The following is an 18,700-nucleotide window of genomic DNA, read 5'->3' as shown; positions in this document are numbered from 1 at the left end:
GACGATCTGGAGGAGTTGCGGTTCGTTGCCGAAGCCGACGTCTACAAGGCAGGTGTGCTGGCGGGCCGCTTGAGCCGGAGGGCGTCGGGAAGCGTGAGGTTCGACTACCTCCCGGCGTACAGCGGTTCGGCAGTGGCTTCGACGCTGCCCGTGCACGCAGGCCGAATCGGTGGGTGGGGGGCTTCCGGCGTTCTTCGCCGGGCTGCTCCCTGAGGGGCATCGTCTGACCGTCTTGCGGCGTGCTGCCAAGACGAGCATGGACGACGAACTCACGCTCCTTCTGGCCGTGGGCTCCGATGTCCCCGGGGATGTCCAGGTCGTGCCGGAGGGGGAACCGCCCGTGACTCCCGAGCCCCGGGCGGGTTCAGCGGCGGCCTCTCTCGACTTTGCCCAACTGGCCGAGGCACCGGATCGCCATGGCATCCCCGGTATTCAGGCTAAAGCCAGCGCCACCATGCTGACGACTCGCGTCCATGCTGCAGGCCTCCAGGCCATCCTCAAAATCGACCCTCCGGACTACCCGCACCTGGTGCTCAATGAGGCATTGCACCTGAAAGCGGCACAGGCGCTCGGCCTGACCGTGGCGACAGCCAGGGTTGTCCACGATCGCCGCGATCGGGCGGGGCTACTGGTCGAGCGGTTCGATCGTGTGCAAGATGATCAAGGCTCGTGGATCCGCCTGGCCAGGGAAGACGCTGCCCAAGTCATGGACATCCTCCCGGCGGCCAAATACAACGTTGCGGCCGAGGAAGTGGTCCAGGCACTGTCCCGAGTGGCCAAGGCCCCTGCCGTTGCCGCCCGGAACCTCTACCTCCAGTTCGTTTTTGCCTGGTTGACCGGCAACGGGGACCTGCACGCGAAGAACCTCGCGGTATTGGCTGGGCGACGCGGAGGGTTTGTGGTGGCACCCGGCTACGACACCCCCTGCACCGCCCTCTACCGGGACATGACGCTGGCACTACCAGTCGCCGGAAAAACCAGGAACGTGCGAGCTAGGCACTGGGAGGAGTTCGCCGAGGCCATCGGCCTGCCGCAGCGCGCAGCGCCAACCAGCTGGCCTTGAAAGCTGCGGTCCAAGCCGACCTGTCCACGCTGCCGTTCGATGGGTCATTGCGCCACGGTGCGCCACGGTGCGCAGCGGGAGTTGCGGCACCGCCGGGAAGAATTCCGCTAGCAGAGTGGCCAAGGGCCGGGCCATGCTCGCGAAGACCCATACCAGCCCACGACGGTGGTGGACCGCCCCGGGGCATCGCAGGCCCCGACGGCCAGGACGTATTGGAAGGCCTCCGGCTCGAGGCTCGCGGTGGCGACGACCGCACCGGCCGTCCACCATGGCCACCGCACCGCGGGAGCCCGAGGTGGAGGCCGAATGTCAGGAACAGCAGCACGTTGATGCCGAGTTTTGACGGGGCGTTGGCGCCGACCCCTCATCCTCGACGTGGTGGGCTGGTGTGCGCCGGACATTGCCGCCCCTCATCGCCGGTGGATCGACTTGTAGCTCAGGTACGCGGAGAGCCCCTCCTCGCCGTATTCGGTACCCAGCCCCGAGTCGTGGCGTCCGCCGAAGGGTGCCGAATGGTTCGACGCGAAGAAGTTCAGGCCCACCGATCCCGAATCGATGCGGTCCGCGACCGCCAGGGCAGCGTCCTGGTCCTCGCCGAAGACCAGGCCTCCCAAGCCGAACCGGGTGTTGTTCGCCAAGGCCACCGCGTCGTCGACATCGTCGTAGCGCAGGACGGAGAGCACCGGACCGAAGATCTCCTCACGGGCGATCCGCAGGGAGGGGGCCACGTCGGCAAAGACCGTCGGTTCGACGAAGAACCCGTCCTCCAGCCCGCCGCCCAGTTGTGCCGCCCGACCGCCGGTGGTGGCGCGGGCGCCCTCGGCATGGGCGGATGCCACGTACTCCATCACCGTGTTGAACTGCGAGGAGGTCGCGCAGGGGCCGAACACCGTGTCGGGATCCAGCGGATCTTCCTGCCGTCCGGCGGCAATCGTGGCGGTGACCATGTCCACCACCTCGTCGTAGCGCGACGCCGGGGCGAGGATGCGGGTGGAGATGTAACAGGTCTGGCCGGTATTGCGCATGCAGGAGCGCACCAGCACCGAAGACATGGCCTCGAGGTCCGCGTCCGGCAGCACGATGGCGCTGGATTTCCCGCCGAGCTCCAGGGTGACGGGACGCAATAGTTCCCCGGCCGCCGCGGCGATCTTCCGGCCCACGGGCGTTGAGCCGGTGAAGGCGACTTTGTCCACGCCGGGATGCCTCACCAGGGCATCGCCGAGCCGCCCCGAACCGGTCACGAGGTTCACCACCCCGTCGGGCACCCCGGCGGCGGCCACCGCGTCGACGATGAAGCGGAAGGACAACGGCGTCGGGGAGGCCGGTTTCATGACCACCGAGCACCCGGCCAGCAGGGCCGGGGCCAGTTTGATGACCATCAGGTTGATGGGGAAGTTCCATGGTGCGATCAGCGCGCAGACGCCCACCGGATCCCGGCGGACCACCGACTCGCCGACGCCCGACGGGAACGGGCGCACATCCTCGGCGTCCAGCCGCGGGGCCAGGGACGCGAAATACCGCAGGATCGATGCGGCATTGGCCGCCGCCCCGCGGGATTCGGCCACCGGGGAGCCGTTCTCCCGCGTATTGGTCAGCGCGATCTGCTCCGCGCGGGCCTCGATCCCTTCGGCGATGCGCAGCAGGTAGCCCGCCCGATCGGTGGCGCTCATGCGCCGCCACGGCCCGGATTCGAACGCTTGCCGGGCAGCGCCGACGGCAGCGTCGATGTCCTCGGCGTTGCCATCGGGGACCGAGCCCCAGATTTCCCCGGTCGCCGGGTCCGTCACCGGGTTCCGTCCGGTGCCCTGGGCGGGGGTCCAGCGGCCGCCGCTGAAGACGTCGTCCACGTGGGTGTAGGGAAGTTCCAGTCCAGCCCGGAGCGACAGTGCGTCGGGGGTGGCAGGTGCCGGGGCGCTCATCGCAGGACCTCGGTCCGCAACAGCGTCACGGAGCGGTCCAGATCCGCGGTGCCCATCCGGACTGCGGCCTCGGTGATCAGCTCGGGGATGATCTCGGCGCGGAGCCTGTCGCTGTACACCGCAGGGTTCATGCCGAACCACGACGATGCCAGGGCGATGCCCGCATGGTCGAAGCGCCAGAGCCGGTCGGCGTCGCGCACCAGCGCATCCTCCAGCGAGTAGGCGACGGGCCGGGTGTCGTGCCCGTCGATGATGGTGCAGACCCGCTCGATGAACTCCTCGTCGTAGCCGAGCCCCGGGAGGACCCGTCGTGCCACGGCGCAGCCCTCGGCCTCGTGTTCGAAGCGGATGGCGGCCTTGCGCCAATCCCCGCCGAACCCCTCGGAGAGGATCCGGGACTCGTCGACATGGGCCCATCCGGTGTCATGCAGGATGATGGCCACCGATACCAGTTCGCGATCCGCGTCAGGATGGGCGTCGCAGAGCCGGGCGGCGAAGGCCAGCGAGATCGGCAGGTGGATGTCGTTGCCCCGGGTGCGCGTCTCGGGGACGACGGCGGCGAAGAGTTGTGTGTACTCCGTTGCAGGGGTGCAGGCAATGGGGGAGGTGTCGACGGGGCCGGCCGCGGGGATGGGCCGGTCTGGGTGGGCCGTAGCGAAGGCCTGGGCCCGCGGGTCGGAGCCATGGTCGGCCGGAGCGTGCGGCGCCCAGGCGGCAGTGGTGCCGGGGGCCGAGCCGGTGGGTTGCGCTGTCATGATGCTCCTTCAAGATGGGGTGTGGCCGCCGGATCGACGGCGAGGGTCTTGAGCTGGACGGCCGGGTCGGTCGCGGCGTCGGCGGGGATGGTCTGCCCGTTGGCCAGGGCGTTCTTGACCGCCATGAAGTCCAGCGGGGCGTTGATGCAGTCGGCGGCGATGATCCGCCCGTCGCGGTAGTAGAGGACGGTGAACTTCCCGCGCTCCTCGACGCGGCGCACTACTGTCTGGTCGAATCCCATGGACAGGCCGGCGATCTGCAGTTTCAGGTCGGCCTGGTTCGACCAGAACCAGGGGATCCCGGCGTAGTCCTCCCGGTGGCCCATCAGGGAGTAGGCGGCGACCTTGGCGTGCTCGATCGCGTTGTTCACGCTCTCCAGCCGCAGGCGCTCGCCGGCGGGTGCCCCGGGCAGCGGATTGGGCATGTTGGCCACATCGCCGACGGCCACGGTGGTCCCGTCGGAGGCCAGGGCGTTCGTGTCGACCGTGATCCCGTTGTCCACGGCCAGCCCCATCTTCTCGGCGAGTTCGGTGTTCGGGATGACCCCGATGCCGATCAGCACGATCTGCGCGTCGAGGTGGGTTCCGTCCTCGAGCTCGACGCCGGAAACGGCGCCGGCGCCGTCGTCCACCATCCGGGCAATCCTGGCGTTGAGGTGGATGTCCAGTCCCCGGGCCCGGTGGGCGTCCAGGAAGAATTCGGCGGTCTGCTCGCCGACGGCCCGCCCGACCAGGCGCGGCCCGTATTCGAGCACCGTGACGTGCTTGCCCATGCCGTGCAGGCTGGAGGCGGCCTCCAAGCCGATGAATCCCCCGCCGACCACCACGACGTCGGTGGCCGAGCCGACGATTTCCTTCAGGTGCAGGGCGTCATCGGCGTTGCGCAGGTAGACCACGCCGTCGAGCCCGCCACCGTCGACGTCCATCCGCCGTGCACGGGCACCGACGGCCAGGGCCAGGCGGCGGAACGGGAAGGCGGCCCCGGAGGAAGCGTGGGCCACGCCCGATCCGTCGTCGTTGGTGTCGATCGACTCGATCCGTTCGCCCTTGACGAGGGCCACGTTGTGCTCGGCCCAGTACTCGTTGGAGCGGAAGATCAGGTTCTCCTTGTCGACCTTGTCCTGCAGGAACTCCTTGGACAGGGCCGGCCGCTGGTAGGGGCGGTGGTCCTCGTCGCCGAGCAGGGTGATGGGCTCCTCGAAGCCCAGTGCCCGCAGCGAGATGGCCAGCTGGACGCCGGATTGGCTGGCGCCGATGATCAGCAGGCCGGTGGGTTCGGCCGTCGTGGTGGGGGCGGTGGACATGGCTACACCTGTGTTTCGGGGGTGGTGACGTGGAGGTCCTGGCCCTCGCAGAGCTTGAGCTGGCAGGACAAGCGGGAGTTCTCCTCGCGGTCGACCGCCGTGCCGTAGAGCATCTCGTCCTCCATGTCCTCCATGGCGGGCAGCCGCTCAAGGTCGTCCTCGCGGACGAACACGTGGCAGGTGGCGCAGGACAGGGAACCGCCGCATTCGGCGACGATGCCCGGCACGCCGTTGCGGACCGCGGTCTCCATGACCGAGTCCCCGACGTTGCCCGTGATGTCGCGGACGTCTCCGTCGGCGTCGGTGAATTGAACCTGGGGCATGATTCCTCCTGTGGTTGGTGCAGGTCTGGGTGGCTAGATGAATTGCCGGCCGCCGTCGACGACCAGGGTCTGGCCCGTGACGTACGAGCTGTCGGGTCCGGCGAGGAACAGGGCGGCGCCGACGATGTCCTCGGGTTGGCTGGGGCGTTTGAGCGCCCCGCGGTCCACTCCGTAGGTGGCGGCGTCGTCCATGAGCCCGTAGCTGGCCTCGGTGAGGGTGAAGCCGGGGGCGATGACATTGGCGGTGATGTTGCGCCGGCCCAGTTCCTTGGCCAGGACGCGGGTCAGCGCCACGACCCCGCCCTTGGAGGCGACGTAGTGCATCCACTGTTCGGAGCCGGAGAAGACGGTGGCCGATGAGAGGTTGATGATGCGACCGCCGTCGGGCAGGTACGGGCTGGCCGCCCGGGCGACCAGCCAGGGGCCCTTGAGGTTGACGTTCATGACCAGGTCCCACTCGGCCACGTCGATCTCCTCGAACGGGCTGCGGGTGACTGTCGCGTAGATCGCTGCATTGTTGATGACGACGTCGATGCGCCCGGCACCGAACTCGGCGGCCTGCCGCGCCAGCTCGGCGGTGGAGGCCGGGTCGGTGACATCGGCGGCGAAGGCCGCGGCCTGCGCCCCCTGCCGGCGCACCAGTTCCGCCGTCTCCCGGGCCCCCTCCTCGTTGACGTCGGCGACGGCCACCCGGTATCCCCGGGCGGCGAATCCGAGGGCGAAGGCCCGGCCCAGGCCCCCCGCCCCGCCGGTGATGAGCACCGTGCGGGAGGGGGAGGCCTTGGACTGCGGGTCGCCCGGGGTGGGCACATCAGACATGGCTGGCACCTGCTGGCGCCGCCGCGGGGACACCGCCGGCGTGGTCGTGGCTGTGGGCTCCGGGACCGGCGACGGGTTGGCGATCCAGGATCTCCACCGTGCCGGCCGTGCCGTTCACGCGCAGCCATTGGCCCGTGGTGATGGTCGTCGACCCGGAACCGGTTCCGGTGACCGCCGGGAGGGCGTACTCACGGCACACGATGGCAGCGTGGCTCATCATGCCGCCGATGTCGGTGACCGCCGCGGCGATCTTGCCGAAGATCGGACCCCAGCTCGGTGCGGTGACGGTCGCGACCAGGATCTCGCCGGGCTGGATCTCGGAGAGCTGGTCGGAATCGTGGATGACGCGGGCCGGCCCCTCCACGGTGCCGGGGGAGGCGGCCATGCCGCGCAGTCCGCCGCCTTCAACGGCTTCGCCGCCGCCGAGCCACTGCTCGACCTGTTCGGTGGTGATGCCCCAGAGCATCCGGGTGAAGGGTTCGGTGATGATCTCCGGCGGGGTGTTCAGCGCCGGTGCCGGGCGTGCCGTCTTCAGTGCCGTGACGATTCCGCGGCGTTCCTCGATGATCCCGGGCCAGTAGATGGGGCCGATCGGTGCCTTTGCGCCCACGCCCCAGCTGGTCACCAGGTCGAACAAGGCGTCGCGGACCTCGTTGCGGCCCAGGTACAGCAGGTCGTCGGGTTCGGTCCAGAACCCCTCGGCGTGCATCATGCGCGAGAGTTCGCGGATCTTGCGCCAGAAGACGCCCATCGTCCAGTGCTCGATGTAGAAGTTGTGGTTTTCCACATACGGGTAGGCGGTGGCTGCCAGTTCGCGCTTGGCGTCGAAGGCCGCCTGGTTCTCGCCGTCGAGCAGGTCGCGGTATTCCTGGACGATGCGTTCCTTCTCGGCGATCAGCGCCTCCTTCGGGCGCATGATGTCCTGGCCGTCGTCGAGCCGGCGGATGTAGTCCGCGATGTAGCCCAGCGGGATGTCCTGGTGCTCGTACCAGTACTTGTCGTGACCGTAGAAGCCGTTGCCCACGGTGAAGTTGAACCAGGGGTCCTTGGCTTCCTCGTACTGGGCCAGCCAGCGCTCCCCGCCCTCCAAGGTGGCGATGGACGCCAGGGTGGTGCCGGCATCGTCCGGGTTGGAGAAGGCGCCCTGCATGCCCAGCTCGACGGCCAGCTTGGCCAGCGACTTGAGCTCGTCATCGGGCCGGAAGAGCTCCATGTCCACGCCCTGGACCATCGTGGCGATGGACTGGTCGGGGATGTTCGGGAAGACGGCCTTGCAGAAGTTGAAGAAATCCAGGTAGGCGATGTAGCCCAGGTTCAGGAATTCGAAGTGGTACTGCCAGTTCTGGTAGGCCAGCTGGATCAGCCGGTCGTAGTTCTCCAGCAGCACCTCGGAGCCGTCCATGGCCTTGCCGGAGGTGATGTCCTCCATGGGCACCATCTCGGGGAGCTTCTTGAAGCTCAGCGACTCCATCTCGTCGATGGTGCCGCGCACCTTGGTGTGCCACTGCTCAAGCTTCTCGGTCCAGTTGGCGAAGTAGTGGCCCACGCGCTCCTCGAAGAGCGGGACGCGTGCGGCGATCTGGTCCTCCGGCACCGGGATGGGTGACATGTAGAGGTAGCCCAGGTGGACCCGGAATTCGATGCCGTTGGCGTTGGGGATCATCAGGTGCCGGGCGTTGTACTGGCCCAGGCACTTGACGGCGAACTCGCCGCCGATGGTCTCGAACGGCTTAAAGACGGTGGGCCAGTGCTGCGAGTCGCAGAACCAGAACTTCGCGTCCTCCGCCTCCTTGAGCTCGTCCTGGAACACCAGGTAGTAGGGATAGATCTTTTCCCAGCCTTCGGCCCCGGGTGGGACGGCGAGCTCGGAGGGCTTGGGGAAGGATTTCATGGACATGTCGTGTCCTTTCAGGGTCGGCTCGACGGTGGGCCGGGGAGGGGGAGGGTGCCGGGGTGGTGAACGCGGGCCGGAAGCCCGCGGTGGGTGTCAGGCTCCCTGCTTCAGGGTGCCGGGGGTGAGCCCGAGGGCAGCGGCGAAACCGCCGCCCAGCACGGGGTTCGGTGCGGTGTGCGGTTTGGAGGAGTGGACGGTTTCGGGCCGGGACTGGAGCAGCAGGAGATTCTGGCCGTCGGGCAGGTCGGCGTCCAGGGCCCATTCGATGTCCTGCGGGCAGCCGTAGTGCTTTTCGGCCCGTTTGGCCATCGCGGCGACGGCGGCGAGCTCGTCATCGGTGAGGCAACGGCGGGCGCGGCGGTCGGCGTCGACCTCGCGTTCGACCAGGCTGTGGGTTCCGGCATCCGGGATGAGCTCGGCATGCTTGTCGCCAATGTGCTCGTGGACCAGGGCCAACGTCACCTTGTCGAGTTGGATGTTGTCCGGGGTGACGGTCCCGGAGACCACCATTTCCCCGACACCGTACGAGGCGTCGATGGTGATCTTGGAGCGGTCTCCCGTGGCCGGGTCCAGGGTCATGGCCACGCCGGAGGTCCGGGCGTTGACCATCTTCTGCACGACGACGGCGATGGAGAGCCCCTCGTCGGGGATCTTGTTCTTCAGCCGGTACAGGATCGCGCGGGAGGTGTAGAGCGATGCCCAGCACTGTCGGATGTGCTCGCCGACGGCGTCGAAGCCCTCGAGCCACAGGTAGGTGTCCTGTTGGCCGGCGAACGAGGCGTCGGGCAGGTCCTCCGCGGTGGCCGAGGAGCGCACGGCCACCGGGACCGGGCCGTCACAGCGGGTCATGAGATCGGCGTAGGCGCCCCGGGTGGCTTCGCGCGCCTCCTCCGGAACGGGCCGCGAGCAGATGGCCTCGCGGATCCGGGCGGAGATGGCATCGACGGCTGCGACGTCGTCGGGGTCGATGCCCGAGAGGTGCTCGGTGATCTTCCCGGCGATGCCCGTCGATTCCATGAACAGGTTGAACTGGTCGGTGGTGACCACGAATCCCGGTGGGACGGGCATGCCGGCGGCGGTCATGGTGACCAGCGAGGCGCCCTTGCCGCCGAGGCGTTCGAGGGAGGCGGGGGTGCGGTCGTCGAAGAACTGGATGTGTTCGGTGGTGGTCATGGTGTCAGGCCTCCCAGGTGACGGGGACGGTTTCGGGGACGCGGAAGGACAGGTTCTTGCGGAACCCGATGTCCTCGGGCGAGTCGAGCTGGAGGTTCGGGGCGAGCCGGGCGATCTCCTCGAGGCAGATCTTTGCCTGCAGTTTGGCGAGCATGTTGCCCAGGCAGTAGTGGATCCCGAATCCGAAGGACAAGTGTTCGCGGGCGTTGTCGCGGGTGATGTCGAAGGCCTCGCCCGCTTCGAATCGGGAGGAGTCCCGGTTGGCCGAGCCCATCAGGAGCAGCAGCCCGGCGCCTTGGGGGATGTCGACGCCGCCGACGGTGGCATTCCGGAGCGCCTTGCGGCGCCAGCCGACGATGGACCCCGAGTAGCGCAGGATCTCGTCGATCGCCTTGGGGATCAGCTTCGGGTCGGCGACCACCTGCTGCCACTGGTCGGGGTGGGCCATCAGGACGCGCACGCAGTTGGAGATCAAGGTGGTGGTGGTCTCGTGTCCTGCGAAAAGCAGGCTGTACAGAACGGAGGCGATTTCGTGGTCGGTGATGTCGGCGCCGTCGTGCTGTGCTGCCACGAGGTCGGCGGTCAGGCTGTTGCCGCCCTCGGCGTGGGCCTCGGAGACCAGCCGCAGGCATTCGGTCCAGTACTCCACGAGGTTGTGGGCGTGGGGGATCTGTTCCTCGTTGCCGAGGTCTCCCCAGGTCATCGCGGCCCGCGAGTCCGACCAGCGCTTGTAGGTGTCGATTTTCGAGGTGTCGGCGCCGATGAGCGTGAGGATCGTGATGGTCGGGATGTCGTAGGCCAGATCGTGGACCATGTCGCCGCGGCGTTCCGGGCGGGCGAGCATCGTCTCCAGGCGGGACACCACGTTCTCGCGGATCGCCGGTTCGAGCTGCTTGTAGCGACGCGGGGTGAAGGCCTTCTGGACGACGGTGCGGATCCGGGTGTGCTCCGGGGGCACCCGTGCCGAAAGGCCCGAATAGGCGGTGAATCCACCGTCGGCCATGATCTGCTTGGCCTCCGGGCCGCGTTCCCTGACGGGGGCCTGGGCGTTCTCGCTGGAGAAGGTCTCCCAGTCGTCGAAGACCGCTTTGATGTCGTCGTAGCGGGTGACGACGTAGTAGTTGATCCGTTCGTCGAACATCACCGGCTGTTCCGCGCGGAGTTCGGCGTAGGCGGGGAACGGGTCCTTCATGTCGAACGGCTCGTAGCCGTGGTGGCCGGCCGGTGCTGCTGCAGCCCCGTGGCCGAAGGGGCAGCCCGTTGCCGTATCCGAAGGGGAAGACATGTGTACTCCTGGTGGGGTCTGCGGTGCGGCAGGATGTTCCGCCGTCGTCCTACCAGTGTCGTCCACGTCACACCGGAAGGCCCGCGCAATCTTCCACTGGACGGAAGGCGTATGTGGGGGTGGCCTCGTCGCTTCGCGCGGCTAGTGTTCCGGGGGTGCCGGCGGCAGCGGATCGATGATGCTGCCCAGCAGGGTCTCCAACGGGATGTGGGCCGTGGCTCGCTGGATCTGGGCGGCGATGCCGTTGAGCACGGGGAGGTGCCGGTTCATCGCGGACGCCTGCCCGGCGGGGAGCACCAGGCCGATCGAGCAGCCGATCTTTCCGGTGTGGAAAACAGGTACGGCGATCGAGCACAGGCCCAGGCGCATCTCCTCGAAGGTGGTGGCGTACCCCTGGGCACGGACGTCCGAGAGTTCGGTGGCCAGCCGTTCCGGGTTGGCGTGGGTATGCAGGGTGGGCTGCTGCAGGGTCCGTTGGAGGTATCCCTGGCGGACCCAGTCCTCCTCGTAGGCGAGCAGCACCTTGCCGCAGGCGGTCGCGTGCAGGGGCAGGCGGCCCCCGACGCGTGAGGCGCGGGGGATCCGCTTGCTGCCGTAGACCCGGTCGATGTACAGCGCATTCACCCCATCGCGGACGACCAGCTGGCTGGTTTCCCCGGTCAATGAGAAGAGGTCCTGCACGAAGGGCCGGGCCGTCTCGCGCAACTGCCGGCCGGCGTTCTGCGCGATCGCCCAGAGGCGCAACCCCAACTGGATGCGGCCGGTGGGGCCGCGGGAAAGGAACCCCCAATCGACCAGTTCGCCCACCAGGCGGTGCGTGGTGCTCAGGGGAAGGCCCGAGTGCGCGGAAATCTCCGTCAGTGACATGGAGCGACGAGTGGTTTCAAAGACCTCAAGGATGCCCAGCACCTTGGAGGTGACGCTGCGTCCGCTCTCCTGGCTGCCGCCGGCCATCGCTGCCACCTTTCCGGATTGGACCTCGATCTGCGGTTCCCCGTGGATTCCCACGGTGCCGCCACGCTTGAGTCTAGGGCCCGCGAATCACCCCGTGGCCATCTGGCCCGATGGTGGGCCCGGGGCCCGGCCGGCGCGGTGGTTTCGCCGGCGATCGGCACGTCGTCCGGCCATCTGCTGCGCACACCGCGGCAGCCAGGTTGCTTGTTCCCAGGCGGCAGGATATCGGGCTGGTGGGAGGCGGATGCCCGGTTCAGGACACCGGAAGATGCCGCGGACAATGTGCCGGGGCCCGCGCGCCGACAGGCGACGTGGACGGTCCCGGTTCCAGTTCCGTGCTGCCCGGCCTACGGCTCCAACAGCGCCCGGCGCTGGGGCCATAGGTTCGCCGACTCCAGACCGGCCAGTGCCCGGGCCGTGGCGCGGGCCTCGTCCGTGAACAGGTGCCCGTGGACGCGGGCGCTGCACAACCGCAGCGCGTGATCCCGGTCCAGCCCGAACCAGTCCATGACGGTATCGAGGCCGTGGGGGCTCAAGCGCCAGGTCTTGTCGGCGTCCTTGACGATCGCATCGTCGATGTCCAGGGCCTCGCGCCGGGAATCGTGCCCGTCGATGATCTGCAGGATGCGGGCACTGCGGTCGGCGTCGTACCCGACTCCGGCGAGGATGCCTTCGGCCAGCCGACGGCCCTCACGTTCATGCAGCAGCACCAGGTCGGGCCGGCCACCACTCGGTGAGATCGCCGAGAGGACCTCGTCGGGTGGGACCTGTGACCAGCCGATGTCATGCAGGAGGATGGCCGGACCGACCACCGCTGGATCGGCCTCGGGGTGGGCGGCCAGGAACGACTGGGCCAGGGCGTAGGCGTAGAGCGTGTGGGCGTCGTTGTCCCGCACGGCCAGCAACGGGGCGGCCTGCTCCCAGATGGCCGCATCCCGGCCGTGCAGGGACACCACCCCGTCCGGCGCCGTGGGCACGTCGGCGGAAACGTCGGAGCCGTAGTGGTTGGCCAGCGGCTGCAGTTTGGTCATGGGGCCAGCGTTGCACCGAAGGCCCGCCCGGCCAAGTGGTGGATTCTGCTGGATGGAAGACGGTCGGGCGCCCGGCCCCGATGTGTGCCCGCCTGGCATAGGATCGACCCTCGGACGCACGACCACAACGAAAGGCTGGACCCGTGAACGAGTTGGGCGAGGGGCTGCGCTCCCTCGACGACATCTGGGTCTATGCCGTCGGCGCCCTGTTCGTGACGGTTTCCGCGCTGATCCCCCCGGTGCCCAGCACCACGCTGTTCGTGGCCCTCGGCGCGCTGGCGGCCAACTCTGATTCGTTGAACCCGGTGCTGCTCGGGATCGCCATGCTCGTCGGCGCCCTCGCCGGGGACTTGGCGACCTACGCGCTGGCCCTGCGCTACGACGTCGTGCATTGGCGCATCCTCTCCGGCAGGCGGTGGCAATCCGCCCTGGCCGCTGCGCGCAGCCGGCTGAAGGACAACGACCTGCCGCTGGTCATGACCTCGCGGTTCATCCCGTTGGGACGGCTGACCCTGAACGTCGGATCCGCGCTGATCCCGCATCCGTGGAGCGTCTTCTTCCGGCATTCGCTGATCGCCGGCATCGTGTGGTCGATCTACTCGGTCGGGGTCGGCGTGCTCTCCGGGTTGTGGGACGGGCTGGACACCGAGTTCGCCGTCCTGCTGGCCATCGTCGTCTCGCTGGTGCTGGGCCGGCTGATCTCCACCATCATCCAGTGGTGGGAGACGCGCAGCATGCCCTCGGCGGTCGTCGCCGCACGGACCGGGTTGCGTGCCCGGCGCAGGCGCCGGCTCGACGGCCGCGCCGCGAAGGCCGCTGCCCGTGACGCGGCCACCGGGCCCCGCACCGACGGGAACGACGCCGGCTAGCAGCCCCGGGACAGTGGTGGGGGACACTCGTTGCCCGGCTGGACAGGCATGGGACAATGGAGACGATGACTACCTCCGAGAAGCCCACGCCCCCCGACGCCGCCGAGCACTCCCGCAGCCGGACCTCGGAGGCCGTTGCCGCGCGCGCTGACCGCCCCGCCAAGCACGATGAGTCAGACAAGCGCCGCATCTCCGAACGCCGCGCCGAGCAGGAGGGCCGCACCCAGGTCCGTCCCACGGCCGAAGGCTGGACGCAGGCCATGGCGCCGGACGGCCGGCCCAAGCTGGAATTCAAGTCCAAGCCGCGCGTCTCCCAGCCGCCCGTGCACCTGGCCGACCTCTCGCTGCCCGAACGCCAGGCGAAGCTCAAGGAGCTCGGCCTGCCGGCCTTCCGCGCCAAGCAGCTCTCCGTGCACTACTTCCAGCACTACACCACCGACCCGGAGGCCATGAGCGACCTGCCCAAGGAGCGCCGGACCGAACTCGTCGAGGCGATGTTCCCCACGCTGCTCACCGAGGTCAAGCGGCTGACCACCGACAACGGGGACACCATCAAGTTCCTCTGGCGGCTGTTTGACGGCTCCCTCGTCGAGTCGGTGCTGATGCGCTATCCCGGCCGCGTCACGCTGTGTGTGTCCAGCCAGTGCGGCTGCGGCATGAACTGCCCGTTCTGCGCCACCGGGCAGGCCGGGCTGACCCGCAACATGTCGGCCGCCGAGATCCTGGACCAGATCGTCCAGGCCAACCGGGTCATCGCCGAGGGCGGGCTCAAGGGCGGACGCCGCGACGGAGGGCACGACGCCGAACGCGTCACCAACATCGTGTTCATGGGCATGGGCGAGCCGCTGGCCAACTACAAGCGCGTCATGACTGCGGTGCACCGCATGATCGACGACGCCCCCGAGGGCCTGGGCATGAGCGCACGCAACATCACCGTCTCCACCGTGGGCCTGGTCCCGGCGATCAACAAGCTCGCCGCCGAGGACATCCCGATCACGTTCGCGTTGAGCCTGCACGCCCCCGACGACGAGCTGCGCGACGAGCTCATCCCGGTGAACTCGCGCTGGAAGGCCGACGAGGCGATCGACGCCGCCTACAACTACTACCGGACCACCGGGCGGCGTGTCTCCATCGAATACGCGCTGATCAAGGACATGAACGACCACGCCTGGCGCGCGGACCTGCTGGCAAAAAAGCTCAACGCCCGCGGCCGCGGCTGGGTCCACGTGAACCCGATCCCGCTGAACCCCACCCCGGGATCCGTCTGGACCTCCTCGGAACCGGACGTCACGGACGAGTTCATCAACCGGCTCATCGACGCCGGGATCCCCACCACCCTGCGCGATACCCGGGGCAAGGAGATCGACGGGGCCTGCGGCCAGCTCGCCGCCGCCGAGTAGGCCGGCGCCCAGCGGGCCGCGTTAGCATCGGTTCCATGGGCATCTTCAGCAACGGCACCACCACCGCGTCGACGATCGCCGAGCTCGCCCCCGAATCCGTGCTGCTGGCCGGGGCGGGACGCGCCATCCTGCTCCAGCTGGCCTACCCTCCGGTGGGGCACGGCGTCGCCCGCCACTCGGGATTCGTCGAGGACCCGCTGGCCCGCCTCCACGGCACGCTGACCTACATCTACGCGCTGACCAACGGCACCAGGGCGCAGGCCGACGCCGCCCGCCGTTGGGTCGAACGCGCCCACGCCCCGGTCCACGCCGACGCCGCCACCGACGGCAGCCATCCCGCCTACGACGCCAACGACCCGCGGGCCCAGCTGTGGGTTGCGGCCACCCTCTACGACTCCGCCATGGTGGTCTACGAGGCACTGTTCCCGCCCCTGCCGGCGGTGACGGCGGAGCGCATCTACCGCGAATACGCCATACTCGGCACGGCGCTGCGCCTGCCCGCCGACGCCTGGCCGGCCACCCGTGCGGACTTCGCCGCCTACTGGGAATCGATGAGCGCGCAGCTCTCGGTGGACCGGACCATCCTGAAGGTCGGACGGAACCTGCTGGCCGCCCGCAACGCCCCCGCCTGGGTGCGGATGCTCATGCCCGTCGCCCGGCTGCTCACCGCAGGACTGCTGGGCCCGGAACTTCGCGCCGGCTTCGGCCTGCGCTATGGGCCAGTGCACGACGCCGTCTTTCGGGCACTGTTGCGCACGGTGGCCCTGGTCTACCCCCGGCTTCCCGCACGGCTGCGCCACGCGCCCCTGCACTTCTACCTGCGCCGGCTCGACGCCTTCTCCTCGCCCAGCGCCGACGCGCCCTCCACCACCGGCCCATCGGCCCGCTGATCAACAGCTGGCGCCCCGGGGCCGCCAGCGCCCGCGGACGGGGGGAGTGTGGTGGTGTCGAGAGGGGACATCATGCCAAGGACCAGCCCTCCACCACGAAGCGAAGCGATGGTGGCCCACATCCGGGACATCCCGCCGCTGGCACGGGTGCCGGGGCGCCGCGAATGCCTTGTCTGCTACGTCTACCGGATGTGGAGGCACCACGGATGCGGTGACGGTTTGGCCCTGGTGCAGCTGTATCGCGGGTTCTCGGCCCGGCAGGACAGGCAGCTGGACGAGCGGCTGGCAGCGGCCGGCGTGCGGAGCGCGTCCGATCTGGTCTTCGGCGCCCACCAACCCCGCGCCGTCTCCTGGAACCCCGGAGGACCTGGGTATGCGGGAGAAACTCCGGATGGTGTCCCGGACTGCCTGCAGGTGGCCCCGGGCTCCACGGCGGGCTGCCACCTGTGGGTCCGCACCACGACCTGGAGGGTTTCCGGTGCCGCTCATCGGCTCACGCTATGGGCCTAAGGCGGGTGCGGCGGCAGCTTCGCCGGAGGCGGCGTGTGACAGGCTGGTGGAAACGCCGTCCGCCGAACCGAGGAGCGCCCCCGTGAACCAGCGACCACTCACCGTTGCCTCCCGGGCCCAGGTGCCGCCGTTCCAGGTGATGGACGTCCTGGCCCGCGTGGCCGAGTTGCGCGCCGCCGGACGGGACATCATCTCCCTGTGTGCCGGCGAGCCCAGCGGTGGCGCTCCGACGGGGGTGTCCGAACGTGCGGCGGCCATCCACGCCTCGGGTGTGCCACTGACCTATACGCCGGCGCTCGGCATCGCGGAACTGCGCCATGCCATCGCCGGACACTACGGCCGCTGGTATGGACTCGACGTGCCGGCCGCCAACGTCGCGGTGACCACTGGATCCTCCGGGGCCTTCATGCTCGCCTTCCTGGCGGCGTTCAACCCCGGTGACCGCGTTGCCCTGGCCCGCCCCGGCTATCCCGCCTACCGGAACATCCTGCGGGCGCTGGGGATCGAGGTCGTCGAACTGGACTGCGGTCCGGAAACCCGGTACCAGCCGACGCCGCCGCAACTGGATGCCGCGGCTGCAGAACACGGGCCCCTCGCCGGCCTGATGCTCGCCTCGCCCGCCAACCCGACGGGAACCATGGTCTCCCGCGGTGAGCTCACTGAGCTCACCGTGTGGTGTGCGCGGAACGGGGTCCGGCTGGTCAGCGACGAGATCTACCACGGCATCACCTACCCGGCCGTCGGGGACCCGGACCCGCGGGGTGTCTGTGCCTGGGAACTTGACCGTTCCGGCGTCGTCATCTCCAGCTTTTCCAAGTACTGGGGCATGACGGGGTGGCGGCTGGGCTGGGCGGTCGTTCCCGACGACCTGCTCCCGGCCGTCGATGCGCTCGCAGGAAACGTTGCCCTCTGCCCTCCGGCTCCCGCGCAGATGGCAGCCGTGGAGGCCTTCAACGAGGACTCCTACCGCCAGGCCCAGGGGTTCGTCGACGAGTTCGCCACGACCCGTTCCGTCCTGCTGGAGAGCCTGCCGCGGTTGCGGTGGGGGCCCGCGGCGCCGGCCGACGGGGCGTTCTACCTGTATGCGGACCTCGGCACCGCCCTGGCGGGTTTCGAGGACTCCACCGCGTACTGCGCGGCGCTGCTCGAGGAGGAAGGCGTTGCGCTGGTGCCGGGCGGGGATTTCGATGGTGTCGGTGGCCGGCGGGCGGTGCGGCTGAGCTTCGCGGCTGGACGGGAAGCCGTCGTCGCTGCCGTGGAACGGATCGTGCGCTTCCAGGCGGTGGACCGACGCAGGTGAGGTGGCGGCCAGCGCGTCGGCAGGGACGTCGGCGCGCAGGGCACTCAACCGGCCCGGATCAACCCGATGCCGCCGACGACAAGGCTCATCGCCAGGAGTGCTGCACCGGCCCACAGCAGGGCGATGAAGCCGTTGGGCTTGGCCGGATTCCTGCCGATGACCGAGAGGAAGAATCCGGCGGGCATCAGGATCGCCGAAAACAGCACGCCGCTGGCCGCATAGCGGAACGGGGCGGCCACCGCCGCGGCGTCCATGAGCAGCAGCACGACCAGCCCGAGGATGACCAGCACGCCGGCGTGGGCGTGTCCGGCGCGGAAGAAGGATTTCTGCAAGTCGTTGGCGGGCTGCTTTCCCGACACCACTCGCAGCACGAACGTGCCTCCGTAGGCGATGGTGACCACGGCCAGCAGGACGACTCCCGCTGTGATGCTGCTTCCGGTATCCATGATGTCTCCTGTGGTTGGGGCCGGACCGTCCGACTAGTTGGATAGTGTCGGTATCCAATATTGGATACTGCTACTATCCAATAGTCAAGGGAGGCGACCATGCGGATATCGGAACTTGCAGCCACCACCGGCAGCAACGTGTCGACGATCAAGTACTACCTGCGTGAAGGCCTGATGCCCCCCGGGGTCTCCCGTGGCGCCACACAGGCCGACTACGGACCCGCCCATGTGCACCGGATCCGGGTGGTCAAGGCACTGGCCGAGGTGGCCGGCCTGCCCCTCCACCGGGTCAGGGAGGTGCTGCGGCTCATCGACGAGCCGGGCGAGGACACCTTTTCCACGCTCGGCCGCGCGGTCGCGGCGCTGCCCCCCTATCTGCACGACGCCGGGGCACAAGAGTCGGAAAGTGGCACCGACTACCCGTTGGCGCGCGCCGCCATGGAATCGCTGGGCCAGGTCTTCGACCCCGGCTATGCCGCCGTCGCGCAGCTGGAGCGGGCCCTCCAGGCGGTCGCGGCGGCAGGGATCCCCTTGGGAGACGAGCAGTTGGCGGTCTACGGCCGATCCCTGATGGAGATGGCCGAGTACGACATCGCCGGGATCCCCGGGGAACCGGCAGCCACGGTGGAGCACGCCGTCCTGGGCACCGCACTCTATGAGCCCGTCATCCTTGCGTTGCGCCGGCTGGCCCACCAGGACGCCGCGGCGCGCCGGTTGGGGGATCCACCCCGACCATGACAACGGTCATGGGCAGGACATGATCGT

At 69.0% G+C, this 18,700-nt stretch carries 18 protein-coding genes; 7 read left to right on the top strand and 11 right to left on the bottom strand.

Features of this window, described 5'->3' with window-relative positions; all coding sequences use genetic code 11:
• Nucleotides 1–169 precede the first annotated feature (169 nt).
• Nucleotides 170–1,063 (top strand): type II toxin-antitoxin system HipA family toxin, encoded by an 894-nt coding sequence (locus ACN0TP_RS08985; protein WP_417218509.1) that lies wholly within the window; start codon nucleotides 170–172, stop codon nucleotides 1,061–1,063.
• A gap of 410 nt (nucleotides 1,064–1,473) precedes the next feature.
• Here ACN0TP_RS08985 and ACN0TP_RS08980 read toward each other — a convergent pair whose 3' ends face one another.
• The 10 genes from ACN0TP_RS08980 to ACN0TP_RS08935 all read right to left on the bottom strand — a co-directional run bounded on the left by ACN0TP_RS08980 (nucleotide 1,474) and on the right by ACN0TP_RS08935 (nucleotide 12,520).
• The gene (locus tag ACN0TP_RS08980; protein ID WP_417218508.1) at nucleotides 1,474–2,982 is read right to left on the bottom strand and encodes an aldehyde dehydrogenase family protein; all 1,509 of its coding nucleotides are present in this window, start codon (nucleotides 2,980–2,982) and stop codon (nucleotides 1,474–1,476) included.
• Nucleotides 2,979–3,737, bottom strand: coding sequence for an HD domain-containing protein (locus ACN0TP_RS08975; protein WP_417218507.1), 759 nt, complete (start codon nucleotides 3,735–3,737; stop codon nucleotides 2,979–2,981). The genes ACN0TP_RS08980 and ACN0TP_RS08975 overlap by 4 nt, the downstream gene beginning before the upstream one ends.
• Nucleotides 3,734–5,041 (bottom strand): NAD(P)/FAD-dependent oxidoreductase, encoded by a 1,308-nt coding sequence (locus ACN0TP_RS08970; protein WP_417218506.1) that lies wholly within the window; start codon nucleotides 5,039–5,041, stop codon nucleotides 3,734–3,736. The genes ACN0TP_RS08975 and ACN0TP_RS08970 overlap by 4 nt, the downstream gene beginning before the upstream one ends.
• A gap of 2 nt (nucleotides 5,042–5,043) precedes the next feature.
• A complete protein-coding gene (locus tag ACN0TP_RS08965) occupies nucleotides 5,044–5,364 on the bottom strand; it encodes a 2Fe-2S iron-sulfur cluster-binding protein (RefSeq protein ID WP_417218505.1) in 321 nt (106 codons plus the stop codon).
• Between the two features lie 33 nt (nucleotides 5,365–5,397).
• Nucleotides 5,398–6,183 carry an SDR family NAD(P)-dependent oxidoreductase gene (locus tag ACN0TP_RS08960; RefSeq protein ID WP_417218504.1) on the bottom strand — a complete coding sequence of 262 codons (786 nt, stop codon included), beginning with the start codon at nucleotides 6,181–6,183 and terminating at the stop codon, nucleotides 5,398–5,400.
• Nucleotides 6,176–8,080, bottom strand: a complete 1,905-nt coding sequence (locus tag ACN0TP_RS08955) for a PEP-utilizing enzyme (RefSeq protein ID WP_417218503.1) — start codon at nucleotides 8,078–8,080, stop codon at nucleotides 6,176–6,178. The genes ACN0TP_RS08960 and ACN0TP_RS08955 overlap by 8 nt, the downstream gene beginning before the upstream one ends.
• Nucleotides 8,081–8,170: 90 nt before the next feature.
• Complete coding sequence (locus ACN0TP_RS08950; protein WP_417218502.1) at nucleotides 8,171–9,250, bottom strand: PEP/pyruvate-binding domain-containing protein; 1,080 nt, start codon at nucleotides 9,248–9,250, stop codon at nucleotides 8,171–8,173.
• Nucleotides 9,251–9,254: 4 nt separating this feature from the next.
• A complete protein-coding gene (locus ACN0TP_RS08945; protein WP_417218501.1) occupies nucleotides 9,255–10,535 on the bottom strand; it encodes a cytochrome P450 in 1,281 nt (426 codons plus the stop codon).
• Between the two features lie 141 nt (nucleotides 10,536–10,676).
• Entirely contained in the window at nucleotides 10,677–11,543 is an 867-nt protein-coding gene (locus ACN0TP_RS08940) for an IclR family transcriptional regulator (RefSeq protein ID WP_417218500.1), read from the bottom strand.
• 293 nt (nucleotides 11,544–11,836) lie between these two features.
• A complete protein-coding gene (locus ACN0TP_RS08935; protein ID WP_417218499.1) occupies nucleotides 11,837–12,520 on the bottom strand; it encodes an HD domain-containing protein in 684 nt (227 codons plus the stop codon).
• Nucleotides 12,521–12,663: 143 nt separating this feature from the next.
• On the opposite strand from ACN0TP_RS08935, the gene ACN0TP_RS08930 reads away from it, so the two are divergent.
• From ACN0TP_RS08930 to ACN0TP_RS08910, 5 genes are all read left to right on the top strand, one after another.
• A complete protein-coding gene (locus tag ACN0TP_RS08930; protein ID WP_417218498.1) occupies nucleotides 12,664–13,389 on the top strand; it encodes a DedA family protein in 726 nt (241 codons plus the stop codon).
• 65 nt (nucleotides 13,390–13,454) lie between these two features.
• Nucleotides 13,455–14,789 (top strand): 23S rRNA (adenine(2503)-C(2))-methyltransferase RlmN, encoded by a 1,335-nt coding sequence (gene rlmN / locus ACN0TP_RS08925; RefSeq protein WP_417218497.1) that lies wholly within the window; start codon nucleotides 13,455–13,457, stop codon nucleotides 14,787–14,789.
• Nucleotides 14,790–14,824: 35 nt separating this feature from the next.
• The gene (locus ACN0TP_RS08920; protein WP_417218496.1) at nucleotides 14,825–15,679 is read left to right on the top strand and encodes an oxygenase MpaB family protein; all 855 of its coding nucleotides are present in this window, start codon (nucleotides 14,825–14,827) and stop codon (nucleotides 15,677–15,679) included.
• 72 nt (nucleotides 15,680–15,751) lie between these two features.
• Nucleotides 15,752–16,189, top strand: coding sequence for a hypothetical protein (locus ACN0TP_RS08915; RefSeq protein WP_417218495.1), 438 nt, complete (start codon nucleotides 15,752–15,754; stop codon nucleotides 16,187–16,189).
• Nucleotides 16,190–16,328: 139 nt separating this feature from the next.
• Complete coding sequence (locus ACN0TP_RS08910; protein ID WP_417218563.1) at nucleotides 16,329–17,489, top strand: aminotransferase class I/II-fold pyridoxal phosphate-dependent enzyme; 1,161 nt, start codon at nucleotides 16,329–16,331, stop codon at nucleotides 17,487–17,489.
• A 44-nt stretch (nucleotides 17,490–17,533) separates the two neighbouring features.
• Here the strand turns inward: ACN0TP_RS08910 and ACN0TP_RS08905 are convergent, their stop codons facing one another.
• Complete coding sequence (locus ACN0TP_RS08905) at nucleotides 17,534–17,935, bottom strand: hypothetical protein (protein ID WP_417218494.1); 402 nt, start codon at nucleotides 17,933–17,935, stop codon at nucleotides 17,534–17,536.
• 99 nt (nucleotides 17,936–18,034) lie between these two features.
• Between ACN0TP_RS08905 and ACN0TP_RS08900 the strand changes: the two genes are divergently transcribed.
• Entirely contained in the window at nucleotides 18,035–18,673 is a 639-nt protein-coding gene (locus tag ACN0TP_RS08900; RefSeq protein WP_417218493.1) for a MerR family transcriptional regulator, read from the top strand.
• Nucleotides 18,674–18,700 lie beyond the last annotated feature (27 nt).

It is taken from the genome of Arthrobacter sp. (assembly GCF_048266065.1).
Classification (GTDB): Bacteria; Actinomycetota; Actinomycetes; order Actinomycetales; family Micrococcaceae; genus Arthrobacter_H.
This window is presented reverse-complemented; position numbering and strand designations above follow the sequence as displayed.